Source organism: Mesorhizobium sp. LEGMi-168a (assembly GCF_058312955.1).
This window is the reverse complement of the sequence record NZ_JBZEGV010000002.1, coordinates 335,359-351,686: the sequence shown is the minus strand read 5'-3', so window position 1 is coordinate 351,686 and position 16,328 is coordinate 335,359. Positions and strand designations below refer to the sequence as shown.

Genomic DNA, 16,328 nt, shown 5'->3' with positions numbered 1-16,328 from the left:
CGAAAAAGGCCGGCGGAGGCTCAGCCGCTGGCTCTCCATGAAGTGGTGCTGCGGTTGAAGCAGGCGAGGAGAGCGCCAGAAGAAACTGCGTCCGACAATTGACAAGCCAGTGCCCGAAACCTAAGCACGGGCAACTTGGCGTCGAGGCGGGGGTCGCGGTAGTTCAAGGAGAGCTTGTTGAAAGGAATTATCCTTGCGGGCGGCAGCGGAACACGTCTTTATCCGCTTACATTAGCGGTATCTAAGCAAATACTGCCAATCTACGACAAGCCGATGATCTATTATCCGCTGAGCGTGCTGATGCTCGCGGGAATCCGCCAAATCCTGGTCATTTCAACTCCGCGCGACTTGCCGGTCTTCCGGGAATTGCTGGGCGACGGCTCCGAGTTCGGGCTGGAGCTCTCCTATGCCGAGCAGCCGCAACCCAACGGCCTCGCCGAAGCTTTCATCATCGGCCGCGACTTCATCGGCAGGGACAACGTGTCGATGATTCTCGGCGACAACATCTATTTCGGCGAAGGCCTGTCGCAGCTCTGCCGCACCGCGGCGGCATGTGAAAGCGGCGCCTCGGTATTTGCCTACCATGTCGACGATCCCGAGCGTTACGGCGTGGTTTCGTTCGACAAGGCCAATGGCAAGGCTTTGACGATCGAAGAGAAACCTCAGAAGCCGAAATCCAACTGGGCCGTCACCGGTCTCTATTTCTATGACAATGAAGTCGTCGACATCGCCTCGACAATCCGCCCCTCGGCGCGCGGCGAGCTTGAGATTACGGCGGTCAACAATGTCTATCTCGAGCGTGGCGAGCTGCAGGTGCATCAGCTTGGCCGCGGCTATGCCTGGCTCGACACCGGCACGCATGACAGCCTGCATGAAGCGGCTTCCTTCGTGCGCACGATCGAGCATCGCCAGGGCATAAAAGTCGCGTGCCCGGAGGAAATCGCCTTCGAGCAGGGCTGGCTAGGCGCCGAAAAGGTGCTGGAACGCGCGGCGCGCCTGGGCAAGAATGAGTATGCTGCCTATCTGCGCAAGCGCGTTGCCGATCTGACGGAGGAACAAGGTGCTTGAGGTCAGGCCGCTTTGCCTCGACGGCGTGGTGGAGATCGTGCCGAAGCGGCACGGCGATGCGCGCGGTTTTTTCAGCGAGACCTGGAATGCCAGGCGCTTTGCCGAGGCCGGCATCGATCTCGCCTTCGTGCAGGACAACCATTCCTATTCCGCTGCAGCCGGCGTGCTGCGCGGTCTGCACTATCAGTTGCCGCCGCGCGCCCAGGACAAGCTGCTGCGCGTCATCAGGGGTAGCGTGCTCGATGTCGCGGTCGACATCCGCCGCGCCTCGCCGACTTTCGGAAAGTGGGTGGCGCTGGAGATATCGACTGAGAAGGGCAACCAGATCCTGGTGCCGAAAGGGTTCGCGCACGGTTTCGTCACGCTCGTGCCGGACACCGAGGTGCTGTACAAGGTGACCGATACCTATTCGCCCGAGCATGACCGGTCGATCCGTTTCGACGATCCCGAGATCGGCATCGAATGGCCGGCAATTGCGGGCGGGTTCCAGCTTTCGGACAAGGATCGCAACGCACCGACGCTCGACATGGCGGAGGTGTTTGCGTGAGGAGAGACGGCGGCATGAATTTCTTGGTCACCGGTGGCGCCGGCTTCATCGGCTCGGCCGTCTGCCGGCATCTATGCGCCAACCCGGCCTACCGCGTCACCAATCTCGACAAGCTCACCTATGCCGGCAACCTTGCTTCGCTCAGGCCGATCGAGAACGCGCACAACTACCGTTTCGAGCAGGCCGACATATGCGATGAGCGCGCGGTGCTGGAGATATTGCGCCGCGACGACATCGACATCGTCATGAACCTCGCCGCCGAGAGCCATGTCGACCGTTCCATCGACGGCCCCGGCGCCTTCATCGAGACCAACATCGTCGGCACCTACCGCATCCTGAACGTGTCGCTCGTATACTGGCGCGGGCTGTCCGAGGCTCGCCAAGGCGGCTTCCGCTTCCATCATGTCTCGACCGACGAGGTGTTCGGCGACCTACCCTTCGACAGCGGCATGTTCGTCGAGGAAACGCCCTATGCGCCGTCCTCGCCCTATTCGGCTTCGAAGGCAGCGTCGGACCATCTGGTGCGGGCCTGGCATGAGACCTACGGCCTGCCGGTCGTGCTTTCCAATTGCTCGAACAATTACGGCCCTTATCATTTCCCCGAAAAGCTGATCCCGCTGGTCATCCTCAACGCGCTCGACGAGAAGCCGCTGCCGGTCTACGGCGCAGGCGCCAATGTGCGCGACTGGCTGTTTGTCGAGGATCACGCGCGTGCCCTTGAACTCGTTGCAACCAAGGGGCGGCCGGGCGAGAGCTACAATGTCGGCGGCAATTCCGAGCGCACCAATCTCGGCGTTGTCGAGACCATCTGCGATCTTCTCGATCGCAAGCGGCCGCGCGCGGGCGGCGCGAGCTATCGCGACCTGATCACCTTCGTCACCGATCGCCCCGGCCATGACCGCCGCTACGCGATCGACGCCTCCAAGATCGCGCGCGACCTCGGCTGGGCGCCGCGGGAGAATTTCGACAGCGGCCTGGCAAGGACCGTCGATTGGTATCTCGACAACAAATGGTGGTGGGGGCCGATCCGCGAGCAGCGCTACAACGGCGAGCGGCTGGGCCAAGGGTCAATCGAAAGCAAACCGGTCGAGAACAGCAAGGCCGAGGGAAGGAAGGAAACGGCGTGAGGCTTGCCGTCACCGGACGCGAAGGCCAGGTTGCCGCGAGCCTGATCGAGGCGGCGCGGGGCCGAGACGACGTGGAAGTCGTCGCCGTCGGCCGGCCGGCGCTCGACCTGGCGCGGCCCGACACGGTGTTTGCCGCGCTGGAAGCGGCAAGGCCCGAAATCGTCGTTTCGGCCGCCGCCTACACCGCCGTCGACCAGGCCGAGGACGAGAAGGACCTGGCCTTCGCGGTGAACGCAACCGGCGCCGGCAAGGTGGCCGAGGCGGCCGCGCAGCTCGGCATTCCCGTGATCCACCTGTCGACCGACTATGTCTTCGACGGCACCAAGGACGGCGCCTATGTCGAGACCGACGGCACCGCGCCGCTCGGCGTCTACGGCGCCTCCAAGCTCGCCGGCGAAGAGGCGGTGGCGGCCGCCAATCCGCGCAACCTCATCCTGCGCACTGCCTGGGTCTACAGCCCCTTCGGCAAGAACTTCGTCAGGACGATGCTGAGGCTGGCTGGCGACCGCGACGAGATTTCGGTCGTGGCCGACCAATGGGGAAATCCGACCTCGGCGCTCGACATCGCTGACGCGATCCTGCATGCGGCGGCGAGGCTGCAAGAGGACAGGAATTTTGCCGCCTTTGGCGTCTATCACCTGGCTGGCGGCGGCGAGACCAACTGGAGCGGCCTTGCCCGCCACATCCTCGACACAAGCAGGGCGTTTGGTGGCCCGCATGCGAGCGTGCGCGACATCGCAGCCAAGGACTATCCGACCAAGGCGAAGCGCCCGGCCAATTCGCGGCTTTCGAGTGCGAAATTCGAGAGCACATTCGGATGGATGGTGCCGGAGTGGCGGCGGTCGACGGAGCTTGTAGTCGGTCGTTTCATGAGAGTAGGCTTGGGACTGCATGAACAGGCGTGATTGATTGAGCAATCCTTGGCTAATTTTCAGAGGTAAACGGGCGCGCTTTTTTATTCCGGCATTTCCCTTGTGATGGATGGGGCAGATACTTAAGGAAAATCAGTTAGTTATGGGATGTCGTGTGCAAAAATCGCACACGAAAGTTCTGCTTCTCTTCTTTTTGTTCCCACGAGGGAGCTGCCGACAGACCTTTCCCGACGCTTTTTTGCCGACGAGATTGACCGCTGTTATGCGGACGTTCGCCGGAATATCCGTGAACCTCATTGTCCGATGCGGCGTCCAGTTTGTCTGGGGTTCCTGGAATCTTTTCGAACTTTTTGTCTCGCACCTCCGGCCGAATTGCGGGCGCTTGTGAAAGACATCGAGCTACAAGCGCCCGCTATCGGCCAAGTCTGACGTAATCGACTTCGGACCAAATGTCCTCGGGGGTTTCACCGCAACAGCGGCATCAAGACACGGCGCCCTTCGCCAGCCTGTCGGGGTCCGGTCGGAGGAGGGATATCGTCAATACAGTCGTCCAATTCGTTTGCGGAGGGGGTCGTTCGCCAGAAAAAAACCTCGGGGACGTCGCCCGATCGTGGGTTTACTATCGTCAGCCTTGGAAAGCATTTCGCCGTTTGGAGCGGCCAAGCGCGCAACTCGCGTAAGATCCAACTGTGCCAGGCGTGTTTAGCGGAGAGCAGCAAAGCGGCAATCGCCACCGCCAATAGGCCATAAGCCAACACTTCTAGCGCCTTGTGGGGCGAAGGGGAGGGCGCCCGCCATGCTTCGACCAACAACTGCAAGCGCGTCGCCCACGGCAATCGTTCCTCGGCGCGACGCGCTGCCCTCCTGGCGCGCTTCATGTCCAGCCGCTGCTGAGCATACTGCTGCCGCGTCTGTTCTGATGATGAGAGCGAGTTGGTCTGCAACCAAGCTTTGAATTTTCCGGCATGAACCCGGACTCTGGGTCGCGAAGAGGCCCTGGCGACGGCGCTCAGCTTCAGACGCTTTGAAATTCTCCCACCACTCCTCCCAGGTTGCAGGCAGATCGCCTGCTACCGAAAGCTCGAGGATGAGCGGATAGTCATGGGGAGTGTAAACTGGCGCGGCCGGCCTTTCGCCGGTTGCCTCTATCTCTTGGCGGTGCTCTTTGTCGTAAGCGACTCGGCGAGCGGCACGGGTATCAAGCAATTCCTGAGCGTAGCGCTGTCTGGAACGATCTGAGGGTACCTGCGAATTGGCGTCGAGCCATGCTTGGAAGAGGACGGGCCTGACGCGATAATCGCCCGCCCTTGCGCGCTGCTTTTGTGCTACTTCGAGCAGCTTTCGCCATTCCTCCCAAGTCGGCGGCATGTCATCGGTACCGGGAAGCTGACGGATGAGTGGATAATCGTCTGGCGTGTAGACCGGAATTGCTACGCGCGGGGCAGCCAAGGCGTGCTGACGCCTTTGCCAGCGATCGGCTTGGTTCTCGCTCGTGTCATCTTCCACGGCGATCCTAGCTCCTACCGGCGCGCTCTACGCCAGCCGGCAGGCGCGACTGCCGGCGAACTGCTCACGCAACTTACCAATGGCGGCACGGCGACCGGCGTATTTGGTGCCGATGTTCGTCTCTTCTGTGCAGGGGACCGCAAGCGATCTCGGCCACCATCGCGCATAGCCTGAGCGGAATTTTCACAGTCACTGCGTCGGGCACGTTGACTTTTTCGCTCGGCGGCACCTCGACCGGATCGGACACAAGTGTTGCTGCGACTGATGCTACTATAGCGGCACGGTGATGCCACGAAGCTGTTTTGGAGCATATGCCCCTGTAGCGTCGAGCGGGTGTATGCCGAAACTGTTTTCGCCGAACCACGTGTCGCCCTTGCTGAATTGAGGCCATGAAGACCGTCTAGGCGGCGAGCGAGGATGGGGGCTGGCATCTCTGTCCAGTTCCTCTTCAGTGAACTGATCGAGCGTCCCCCACGTCCATTTCGTGAATAGGAGTTTTTGCCGCTTCGTCATGGCGTCGTAACTGCTGGTCTGGTTGTCAGCGACAAGGATATTGGATTGCTGCCCGAGGCGAAAAGTCCTGCTCTTTGGCCAATCGGGCGGGTCGAATACCCGCCCGTCGGCTCCTACCAGAACGGCTCTCCTTCCAGCCCTTGTCGCCAATATCGTTAGGCTGTCGGGGCCGCTCTCAACCAGATATGCCTTTTCCTTCGTTTTGATGTCGGCCGGCAACCAAGTCAGCAAGTCTTCGCGGCTAACCATAAATGCATTCGATCGCACATGCGGATTCGGAAACTCCGGAAAGCGGACATAGTATTCCATAATCCCACCAGGACCGGAAACCATGGCCCAGAACTCATCAAACTCCTTGTCGAGAGCCGGGTTGTAGCCACTGAGCCCTAGCCGTCGCCGGAGACGCCCGGTCGCCTTTTGCAAGCGGGACTTGTTCAGCCACGCAGGAGCGTGCTTTACCAGCTCGTCGCGCCACTCGTCCTCGATGACCGGATCGTATGGGATGCCTTTCTGGCAGAGCCAGATGGTCTTGCTGATTTCTCTGTAACTGCTGTTCAGGCTCTGGTAAGAGCCGGTGGCCCCGACTATCGCGACGTCAGGTTCGGCATAGGCAGCCTCGAACTTCGCCAGCCAATCCGGCGCGAGGATCTTCGAAAAGGTGTTGAGAAAAAACACCTTCTCATGCGTGAGAGTTTCGGCAGCGATGCGATACGCGGTCAGGTCAAAGCCGTCGTCGGAAATTGAAATCGTCTGGACTGTCTCATCGATCATCCCGGCTTCACACAACGAAAAGAATTCCGGGAAGCCCTTTTCGATGATCACCAGGTCATGGGCTGCGCCGGCCGGATGCTCTCGGTAGCTGGACAGGAACTCACGAACGGCCTCAGGACCCTCGGCGTGGCGGGCGAGATAGACGACTGCTGTAGACAAGTGGCACCTCTATTTGAGCGCTAAGGTTTTAGCCGACCGGGTGAGCGCAGCCAATACGGTGTCGGTGAGTTCACGAAAGCGGCGGCTCGCTCGATCTTGCCGGCGGCACTCTCAAGGCATGGGTGTTCAAATAGGCGGAGCTGGCTAAAGCTCCGCCACCTCAACCACATACCCGTCCCGCAGCCAGTAGCGCTCGCGGGATGGTTTCAGTCCAGCGGAAAGCATGACCTCGCGGGCGGTGAACCCGTTGGCCTCATGGTTGATGGAGATCAGCAGCTTGGCGTTCTCTTTCGCCCACCGGACATAAGTTTCTGCGCTTTCCCGCGACATTTCGGTGAGCGAATCGACGTTTATGACGATATCGACCGGTCGTGCTTCCGGCAGCCACTCAGGGATGCGGATGTTGATGGCTGCCGGTGTGTCCTCGCCCTGTAGCGAAATCTGGTCGTCGCCGAGCGTGCGGCCGAGGAAGTTGGCCTGCGCGACGCACGAGGTCGGCAGGGCGACCAGCGTGTAGTTCCTGAAGCCGAACCTGTGCGCGTAATAGGCCGTGCGGCCGAGGCCGCTGCCGATGTCGAGGACCGAAGGCGACGCCATCCCGGAGGCGTAGGTCTTCAGCAGCCATGCCTGATAGAGCGAGTTGATCGCACGGTAGGACGCAATGCCGCGCTTCGTCGCGATGCCGAACTCATTCGGGAATGGATTGGGGAACGCTATCTCCTGGCCGATGACAGCCTCGATCCTGTCGACAAGCATATCGGTGTCATGGATGGCTAGCGTCGCCACGCTTTCGGGGTTCGACAGACGGATCGCGCCGATAGCTTCGGCGAGGTAGACCAGCCTTTTGTGGAAATTCGCGCCTTGGTCGTTCCGCGCGGCCTCGCCACCGTTGATCAACGCATTGCGAAACTCGCTGACGAGATGCTCGAAGCCGTAGTGGAAAAGCGTGCTCGTTGGATCGCGCAACAGCCTGCCGGCTTCCGCCAGGTTGTCGTTCATCAGAGCAGCCGAAACCTCACCCTTGTGTTTGTCGACGATCCACCTCCAAAAAGAGTCTTCCGAATTGGTGTGTTCCCCACTCACCTTGCGGAAGAAACGCGCAATTCTGGCAACCAGATCGGTGTCTGCAGGCGAAGTATCGCCGCTGAAAACCGGACGAAATGGCGCAGTTGCAGCGGCGGGAGGGCTCAGCTATTGCTGCGCCGCAAATTCCGCCCGAGTTTTATTATGATCTTCTAATACGCCTGGACGCTTAAAGCGCCTCCAGAAGGCGCGGTGTTGCTCGTTCAATATTTCCCCCCTACTTCAAAACTCGACCCCTTAGCCGAAAGTCCACCGCAAGACTAGAGCCGGCCGATAAGTCTACACCGCTGATCCGCGCCTAGACTGCCGCCGTTCAACCGAGGATGGCGGCATGGCGAAGAACAACAAGGCGCAGGCGAATTTCCTGGCGCAGGCGCCCGGCATCATGGATCGGCTTATGGCGGAGTTTCCGCTGTGGGACGAGATCGACGCCGCGGCCGATCTCGGCACGACCATTCGCATGATCTTTGACGGCCATTCTTACCGTCACTGCCGGCAGCAACCTCAAGATGGCCGGAAACTTCACCACGTCGGCATCTGATATGCTTGTCATGACGCCGGTCAGCAAACGCCTAGATTTTGGCCCGGGCAATCAGGTACCCAAGCCAGTACCGTCCCTGGGGGCAGCAAAGATCAGCAGCAAGCATCAATTCGCTGACGGTAGTTCATTGGCCTTACGGTTGATGGAGATCAGAGGTTGTCAAGCTAGGTAAGGCAAAAAAGGGCCGCGGGCACATGCTGCCAAAAACTGCATGGTTGCGCGGTCACAGTCGCCGTTTGTCAACGCATGTGATGTCTAGACATGGCTGCGATCCTCGAAAGCCCTCGCGGCGGACTGCCGTCGAAGTCTGATGGGCCGAAAGCAGCTTCGGCTCTTAATAGCGATTCTGGCGGATCACCTATGAGCTTCGTCTCGTCCTTCATGAATCCCATGAAAAGCGGCTCGAAAGCTACTCGTTGCTTTGTTTGATAGGCTGTCCTGCCCAGCCACCAGGACAGCGAGCGCAGGGCGAGGTTCGCCGGCGCCGCGCCTAATGCATCAAGCAAAAAATCTCGTCGAGCAATCATCAGATCGAGACACGGAAGATCAACGCAGTGTGGCTTCCAGATATTGAACATATTGGCGTTGTTACCGGTAGCCGGCCTGCCTGCGCTCAGGTCGCTGAATTCACCGTCAAGCCTGACCACTGGGCCGTGCAGAACGATCCCCAGCCTGCTGGATAGCATGCCGCTCGCGATCTGAACCGATGGCACCAATTCAAGATGCTTGAAAGCCTGAAGAACGCCAAGTTCCTCGAAATCGGTCACTGTGCCGTTGCGCAGGCAAATAAAGGCTTCACCACTCTCTTGGATTGCTTCCTTGATCGCTTGCAGACCATCTGCTCCGCGGTCAGCTTGCACGCGGACCGACCGGGAGAAAATGTTTCCCTGGATGTCTGCGCTATGCACATCGTCGGACTCTGACATGACGATCAACAGGCACGGTGGTACATCCGAAGAGCTGCGTCGCAGGTAGAAATCCGACGCCGGTGGCCCGATCGGATATTCCTCGATAGAAAGCAAATCCGCATAATCACCGAGCTTGATCGCGTCGAGGCAGCCTTTGACTGAGCGGACGGAACCATCGAAAAGATTGCCGCTATTTGACAGCGAAGACCGGTGGTGACGCCAGTGATATAAGACTTCGGGGATATGCTCCGGTTCATGTCCAGCCCGAACAAATCGAATCAGAAGGTCCCAGTCTTGGGCATATTCGGTCTGTGAGTTTGTGTAGGCGTCCAGTTCGAGTCCCGTCTCGCGATGAAAAAGGATGCAGTGCCAGATGTAGGAATGTGAGAAAAAATGGACCGGATCGAAGGCTGGCCGATAGAAAGGATGAACCGGCATATCATCGACGAAAATATCTTCGTCGCTATAGAAAACGCGAGTTTCCGGCGACTCTGCAACCGTGTTGGAAAGAAGCGCAATGGCATCTGGCGTCAGCAGATCGTCGGCGTCGAGACTTAGGACGAATTCACCCGTTGCCCGCTCTAAGCAATACCTCAGGCCACCCTGGATGCCGAGATTTTTGTCCAACGTAAGCCACTTAAGGACGCCCTCATTCCTCAGTCGCTCCAACGCGTTTGAAAGGTCATCCGAAATCGGGCCGTGGGACAGGACGAGCCATTCGTGTGGCGTAACGGTCTGCGCGGTAATCGACTTCGCCGTTTCCAGGAATAGAGCCACGTTCGTATTAACATAAACTGTCGTGATCACTGAAATCGGCGTCTTGTCCTCAGTAGGCGCGTTTGCCAACCGACTTTCCAGATGCTGCTTGAAATAAGACGCGTATGGAAGCGCGCTCTGAGGGGAATTCGCCATTAGTTATTTTCGCTTCTGCAAACCACCAGATGTTCATCCAGTCGAGGCGCCTGGGCAGGATCGCCGTGGATGCGCTTCACCGCGAGTTCTGGGTCAAATGAATCGAGGTCGATGCCCGATAAAAGAAGAGCCTGCCGGTCAACAACGACGATGGGATTCCGCATACCGTGCAAGTTCCCTCTGTTGTCGTAGGGCTCACCAGTGACCATGAGAACCTTGGGTAGCCCCGATTGTTCCAGAGCTGCCTCGATGATCCTCGTTGCATCGGGAAGGAGTTGGCAGGCGTTTTGGACCCAGACGACGTATCGCTTTCGGCTCCGCTCCAAGGTGTTTCGAAGGGTTTTGTCGATAGGCTGCACGCGAAATGTGTCACCTGAAATATTGCCGAGCGCATGACTATCAGCGGCCTTCACAATCCATTCCGGCGCATGTCTGGAATCTTGCGCCGAAAGAGAGCGTTCGAAAGCTTCCGACTCGAAACGGTTCTTGTCGACGCCAAGATAAGCAATCAGATTGCCGTCCGCGGCGTCTCGGTAAAGAGACTTGCGCCGCTCAATAGCCAACTCGATTTCCCCAGCGAGGCTTCGGCGATGCAGCTGTTTCACCGACCGGGGCAGGGGTGGCTCAGTCCGTGGCGTGATCCCATCCTTTTTCAATTCGCCCAGCAACCGGGGCAATATGAGCGATAGGCTCGATTTCCAATTTGTTGGGAAGGCCCGGAGGTGATCCTGCTCCGATGTCGGTCGTTCCCGCCTAAGAAGCGCGCGCGAAATTCCGTAAGCGATCTCACTGATGGTCGGCTCGACACCAATAATATATGGCGAAACCTGCGCCAGGCGCTCGCGTGTTTTTACGCCATAGCAAGTTGTAATCACCGGTTTGGCGCACGCCGCCATCTCTAGAGGTGGATAACTGGGGTGGGGAGAGAACATAAGCGACAGGAGCATGTCCGACGTTCTCATCAGTTCTGCATACTTGGGGAAATCAAGCCACGGAGCAGGTTTCAATATATGCTTGCCGCCCAACGGCACTGGCTCGATATCCTCGCCCATCGCGATGAATTCCCAAGAACCCTCGTCGAAAATGCCATTGGATGCAGCCGCTCTCACGGCCGCCAGGCCCAAGCCGAAAAGATTTCGTTCCGCCATGGTGGGACGAGCATAAAACAACAAGCGATGAGGCGCATCTGCAGCACGCCGCTGCGGATAGAAATAGCTCCTGTCGACGGCGGGCTCGAACACTATTGCCGAGTTGACAAAGTTCTTATCCGCATATCGACCGATACGCTCTGCAGCCAACTGGTCGCGTAGAAATGTTGTGTTGATGACCGGAAGGTGGTCGAATGTGTAGGTTTCTTGCGCGGCAGAATGGGTAACGTTGCCGCCGTAGAATTTGGATTCGAAGTCCTGAACTAGGTAGTAAATTCGACGGTTTCTTAGCATCGCGGCGGCGGCCTTGGCGGGCTGAGCCGTCCACCACGCCGTTGCGAACAGGATGTCGTTGTATCCCAGTTTGAAAGGCTGTTGCCGATTGCTGGCGTCGAGAAACTGGACTCCGTGTTTGTCGCAATCGACGCCGGTCAACTGGTGGATATGGCTCTTCAGCGGCCGGATGTCGGGATCAGGAGGGGCATCAACTGAGACGAAGCTGAGCGGAACTCCGGCTTCGGCGAGAAGCGCGCCGAGGATATAGGCAGTATTCGGACCGCCGGTAGCGTGCCGCCGATTGAGTCCAGGCAGAAAAATCAGGACGTGTGGATCCGCAGAAAGTTCAGGATCCACTTCGACGTTCAAGGGCCGGAACAGGAAGTTTTCTCGGACGGACAGCAGCTCTGGTTCTTGAAGGCCAGAAACGGCACCAGCTGAGTACTCACCAAATGAAAAATAGCGACGTGGCACCGTGAGGCCGCGATCACTCGGAAACGGCTGCGACCCGCTCTGGCGGCCCTGCGTCAGAAAATGGACAAGCGCATTCGTCTTTTCGGCGCGTAGGGCGGGATATTGATCCAGATATTTTCGAGTCGAGAACTTCGGTCCCGGGTCACGTTCCTCCGCTGCGCCAAATTCGATAAAGTGTGAAAGCGGGTCCTGTGCGAGATCCTCGGCGTCGGGATAGGTATTCGTATACCACCCGGCATCGAAATATGCGTTTGGATTCCGGAATTCGGTCCCGCCGTTGCGGAGGAAGTGATCGCCCGGGTTGATTCCAGCCGCGGCCACATCCGGATAGAGCCTTAGATACCAGGCCGCATCGATTGCCGGGGACGGCATTCGTCCTTCGCGAATGCCGTAAAGAATCCAGTGAAGAAGCGGATTGATCCCGGCTTTTTTAACATCGGGATTTGCGGTGAGGTACCATTTGGTATCGAAGAGAGGATGAGGGTTTAGACCCTTTCGCCAGCCCTGTTTAAGATAGTGCTGGACGGCATTTTTTGGTGAGACCTCGCCCACTTGGCGGACATAGTAGCGGGTCGAAAAATAAGGGCTCGGATCTCTACCCTCCGCCGATCCAAAGCGGATGTAATGCGCGAAAGCGCCACCCCTGAAATCGATCACGTCCGGATAGCGGGAAGCGTACCAATGGCGATCGAAGAGCGAGAGCAATGGAAAGTATTGTGTCTGCCTGAGCCGCCTTATGATCGGGGTTGCCAGGCTCCGATAGTTGGTTCGTGAACTGGCGAGGAAAGATACGATCATAACGCTCATGTCGCTAGCGTGTGATACTCGACATCCGTCAGGATGGGTCTTTGGGCGAGCCTTGTAAAACACGTCGATTGGGTCATTGCTGGAGGGGACCAGCACCTCTTCCTATCCTAACTCTTACCAGAATGGAAACCCCGGTCACCGGGATGGTGGTCGTCAACTTATCTCGACGCTGTTGCGCTTTATGGGAACGTTGGAAGCGTGCGCGGATTGCCAACTCCCCGGGCGGTCGATGTAGCGACCGCCTGCTCTTCCGGTGACATGGAGGCCCAGAAGTCCGACTGATTGTGGGTGATCAAAAGTCCGTTTTGTGATTCGAGCCGAAACGTGCGGCTGTTCGGCCAGCTTATATTGTCAACGCACGGGACAATCGGCAATGCCTGCTGGAGTCGATTGCGTGAAGGCATCATTGCCATGTGATCCTCTTCGGCCTACATCCGCGAAAACGAAACCGTGGGGCTGGGCTCTCATAGATGGACTTTTTAAAGCGCTTGTTCTCCAGGTCCGAGAACGCGGCAGCGCAGGCAGTGGAACCTTCCCTGGAATATTTCGCGTGGCTGTTGAGCCGCAACCCATTGGGCGTCGTTCCTGATCTGGTGCATTCGCCACACGTAGAAGTTGACAGCGGACTCGTCGATCGAATCGCAGTGTCATACCGCCGCGCACATGCCGAGTTTTTGCCGACCGGTTCCCCTTGGGATCACTCTTTGTTCAACATCAAGGCCGAGGTTCACGACGCGCTGCTCGCGGTCGACGCCGAGGAAGCCGCGCGCGTTCTGGGTCGCCCCAGTGAGACGGCATTTTTCTGGGGCTTTGACGATATCGCAAAAGCCCCGCCCGGCGAGGTCGAGCCGCACGAATTTGTCGTGGCCCGTCTCAACAAAACGATTCCGTGGCAAAAACTCCATGCGATGTGGCTGATGGATATGCTGAACAGCCTTGCAGAGGCTGTTGGCGCGCGTCGCGTCACTTATCCTGAAATGCGGCCTGCCGATATCGGGGCGTATTACGCCAATGCGCGTAGCGCCGACCAGATTCTCGATGACATTGACGCAACGCTAGGCATCAAGCTTCAATTTCCCAATCCATTTCCAAACGAATTTGGTCTTGGAACGACGAGGGGTGTCGTAGGTTTCCGCGCGCTGCAAGCGGTGTACCAGGCGTGGCGAATTGGCCAGATTTCACGTGGCCGACCAAATTTCAAGGTTCTCGAAATTGGAGCAGGGCTGGGCAGGACCGCATATTTTGCGGCCCTGTTTTCCATCACGGACTATACGATCATCGACATTCCCCTGACCAACGCAGCCCAGGCGTCGTTTCTCGGGCGCATGCTGGGACCGTCCCATATTCGGCTGCACGGGGAGGATTCAACGGCGCCGCTTCGTATTGTGCCGGCCACCGCGATTGATCAAATCGCTGATAACTATGACTTGATTGTCAATGTCGACTCCCTGACCGAGCTGTCACCAGAAACGATCAAGGCATATTGGAGGTTTGCGAGGAACAATACGGATATGTTCCTCTCGATCAATCACGAAATCAACGAGCATACGGTGCGATCACTCTACGCGGATGACCCCGATATTAAAGCATTGAGGTATCCGTATTGGATGAGACGTGGATATGTGGAGGAGCTGTTGACCTGGTCGCGCTAGCCCGCATTTCTCACACTTGATGTGATGTTTCACCGGCGGCGAATTGCCGTCAGTGCGTGGCGTACCGGCGCAGTGATCCTCCAGGACGTGCTGTTTCGTAACGCGGCAATCTCGCCCTGCACTTTTTCCAGTGCCTCATCGGCGGACTTCAGTTCGGCATTGGCGGACCTCAATGCCTCGTTGGCTGACTTCAGTGCCTCATCGGAGGACTTCAGTTCAGCATTGGCGGACTTCAATGATGCGTGAAGCTTTTCCGTGTCGAGGCGCATGCCAGAGACCTCGGATTGCAGCCGTTCGATCCGGCTGATGTTGTCCAATGCCGAGGACATGACGTTCACGAACTGCGCTTGTTTTTCAGTGGCAGCGGGCAGTCTGTCGCCGATATGAAGGGGTGCCAGCAGTTCGCGGCTTCCCGAAAGCGGTTTGGCGGCAGTGTTGTCGAGCACGTTGAAGATCTGGCCGGTGATGTGGCGCCTGTTCTCTTCGCGTCTGACGCTCTTGCGGATCATGCAGATCGAATTGGTGAAGGAAATTTCGTCGATATCGAGGTCGAGCTCGTTCAAGGCAACATCGTAGCGCTCCGCATAGTTCTTCAGCAGATTGAAATCGGTGCCTCCGTCTCGCCAGAATTCCTTGTTCACGACGTCGGTGAGCAGTTTGAAAAATCCCATGGAACTAAGCCCGAGGTCGGAGCCGCCGCCATAGTCCTCCCAATAGGACGTGTGAAGGTCTTCCACCACGTAGACGCCGCCGGGCTTGATCTTGGGGAAGTATAACGCAAATGATTGGATGACATCGCTCACGATGTGCGAGCCGTCGTCCACTATGATGTCGAAGGCCGGTGTATCGGCAAGGATCGCATCTCGGGTTTCCGCGGAGTTTGCGTCACCGATAAAAACAGCTATCCGCTCATCCTGAAACGCGAGTTCGCGGCACCTCTCATCAATATCGCAACCGACAATACGAGTGGCACTCTTAAAGTATTTCCGCCAGATCTCCAGAGAGCCGCCGTTTTGAATGCCAATCTCCAAGAGAGCTATCGGCTGCGCCCGGTATCGACCAAAGTGATCGTCGTAAGTGGCAAAGTATGTCGTCCACTTGTCTGAGCCCAATCTATCGTGAGTGTCGAAAATTTCTCGGAGCGTCGGCAGTCCCATATTGTCCTCTATCTTTATAAGGGCGACCCCATACACACTTATGGTCACCGGCCGCAACCGAAAATGAAAGCTCAACTGGTGATCTGATCCTGCCGCCATCGCGGCGGCCCTTTTCTCAGCCTCCATGGTCCGCAATTTCGCGCGGGCGCTTGCGCTCGTGCTCGAATCCGAAGGTGACTAGTCGGACAATCTCGCCGATCCCGGCGGCGCCACCCCGAGGCCGATCTGAAGAAGATCGACGATGACCAGGTGACAGCGGTCTATCGGCGCTTCTAATTGGGACGCTATTGCCGGCGCCGAGCTGCCCGACGGCGTCGACTATCCTGTCTTCGACTTTGCGGTGAACAGCGGACCAGGTAGGGCGGCGAAGTACCTTCAAGCCGCGTGCGGCGTCAACTTGATCCAAGACGGTAAGATCGGCCCGGCGACGCTCGCGGCCGTGCGCGCCAAGCCCGCCAGCGTGATCATTGATACCAGCAGCTGCCGACCTAGTCGACCTTCGGCAAGGGCTGGAGCGCGCGCGTCGCTTCGGTGCGAACGCAAGCCATGCTGATGACGACACCATCACCCGTTCAGCCGGTTCCGGCTCCTCAGCCGCTAGCGCCAGCTCCTGCCTCTCCGCCGGTTCTTTCACACTCCACGCATCTCACAGTCACGCCAGGACATCGGTGCTGGTGCGTCCCAGCCGGGCAGCAATGACCGTTTGAGCTTTGCCATCTTGGACATTCGAACATCGTGCCGGTGCCGCCGCACTCTCGGCATTCGCCAGTCGCTAGAGACGACAAATCCATTTGCCCCAAAATCCTT

Annotated in this window: 12 protein-coding genes; 6 read left to right on the top strand and 6 right to left on the bottom strand. The window is 58.2% G+C overall.

Annotated features, from left to right (window positions below):
- The first annotated feature begins 177 nt into the window (after positions 1 to 177).
- The 4 genes from rfbA to rfbD are packed head-to-tail and all read left to right on the top strand — an operon-like array spanning position 178 to position 3,647.
- The gene (rfbA, locus tag AC4FWB_RS04945; RefSeq protein WP_491024674.1) at positions 178 to 1,068 is read left to right on the top strand and encodes a glucose-1-phosphate thymidylyltransferase RfbA; all 891 of its coding nucleotides are present in this window, start codon (positions 178 to 180) and stop codon (positions 1,066 to 1,068) included.
- Positions 1,061 to 1,615, top strand: coding sequence for a dTDP-4-dehydrorhamnose 3,5-epimerase (gene rfbC / locus AC4FWB_RS04940; RefSeq protein ID WP_491024673.1), 555 nt, complete (start codon positions 1,061 to 1,063; stop codon positions 1,613 to 1,615). Before rfbA ends, rfbC begins: the two co-directional genes overlap by 8 nt.
- 14 nt (positions 1,616 to 1,629) lie before the next feature.
- Positions 1,630 to 2,742: a dTDP-glucose 4,6-dehydratase gene (gene rfbB, locus AC4FWB_RS04935; RefSeq protein WP_491024672.1), complete on the top strand. Its 1,113-nt coding sequence runs from the start codon at positions 1,630 to 1,632 to the stop codon at positions 2,740 to 2,742.
- The gene (gene rfbD, locus AC4FWB_RS04930) at positions 2,739 to 3,647 is read left to right on the top strand and encodes a dTDP-4-dehydrorhamnose reductase (RefSeq protein WP_491024671.1); all 909 of its coding nucleotides are present in this window, start codon (positions 2,739 to 2,741) and stop codon (positions 3,645 to 3,647) included. Before rfbB ends, rfbD begins: the two co-directional genes overlap by 4 nt.
- Before the next feature lie 669 nt (positions 3,648 to 4,316).
- Here rfbD and AC4FWB_RS04925 read toward each other — a convergent pair.
- From AC4FWB_RS04925 to AC4FWB_RS04915, 3 genes are all read right to left on the bottom strand, one after another.
- Positions 4,317 to 5,120 carry a hypothetical protein gene (locus tag AC4FWB_RS04925; RefSeq protein ID WP_491024670.1) on the bottom strand — a complete coding sequence of 268 codons (804 nt, stop codon included), beginning with the start codon at positions 5,118 to 5,120 and terminating at the stop codon, positions 4,317 to 4,319.
- A gap of 270 nt (positions 5,121 to 5,390) precedes the next feature.
- On the bottom strand, positions 5,391 to 6,563 hold the full coding sequence (locus AC4FWB_RS04920; RefSeq protein ID WP_491024669.1) for a hypothetical protein: 1,173 nt from the start codon (positions 6,561 to 6,563) through the stop codon (positions 5,391 to 5,393).
- 144 nt (positions 6,564 to 6,707) lie between these two features.
- Positions 6,708 to 7,562, bottom strand: coding sequence for a class I SAM-dependent methyltransferase (locus tag AC4FWB_RS04915; RefSeq protein ID WP_491024668.1), 855 nt, complete (start codon positions 7,560 to 7,562; stop codon positions 6,708 to 6,710).
- A gap of 415 nt (positions 7,563 to 7,977) precedes the next feature.
- Between AC4FWB_RS04915 and AC4FWB_RS04910 the strand changes: the two genes are divergently transcribed.
- Complete coding sequence (locus tag AC4FWB_RS04910) at positions 7,978 to 8,187, top strand: hypothetical protein (RefSeq protein WP_491024667.1); 210 nt, start codon at positions 7,978 to 7,980, stop codon at positions 8,185 to 8,187.
- Between the two features lie 239 nt (positions 8,188 to 8,426).
- Here the strand turns inward: AC4FWB_RS04910 and AC4FWB_RS04905 are convergent, their stop codons facing one another.
- The gene (locus AC4FWB_RS04905; RefSeq protein ID WP_491024666.1) at positions 8,427 to 9,941 is read right to left on the bottom strand and encodes a glycosyltransferase; all 1,515 of its coding nucleotides are present in this window, start codon (positions 9,939 to 9,941) and stop codon (positions 8,427 to 8,429) included.
- A gap of 65 nt (positions 9,942 to 10,006) precedes the next feature.
- A complete protein-coding gene (locus AC4FWB_RS04900) occupies positions 10,007 to 12,712 on the bottom strand; it encodes a rhamnosyltransferase WsaF family glycosyltransferase (RefSeq protein ID WP_491024665.1) in 2,706 nt (901 codons plus the stop codon).
- Positions 12,713 to 13,182: 470 nt separating this feature from the next.
- On the opposite strand from AC4FWB_RS04900, the gene AC4FWB_RS04895 reads away from it, so the two are divergent.
- A complete protein-coding gene (locus AC4FWB_RS04895; RefSeq protein ID WP_491024664.1) occupies positions 13,183 to 14,364 on the top strand; it encodes a putative sugar O-methyltransferase in 1,182 nt (393 codons plus the stop codon).
- Between the two features lie 29 nt (positions 14,365 to 14,393).
- On the opposite strand, the gene AC4FWB_RS04890 is transcribed toward AC4FWB_RS04895, so the two are convergent.
- Positions 14,394 to 15,647, bottom strand: a complete 1,254-nt coding sequence (locus tag AC4FWB_RS04890; RefSeq protein WP_491024662.1) for a class I SAM-dependent methyltransferase — start codon at positions 15,645 to 15,647, stop codon at positions 14,394 to 14,396.
- Positions 15,648 to 16,328 lie beyond the last annotated feature (681 nt).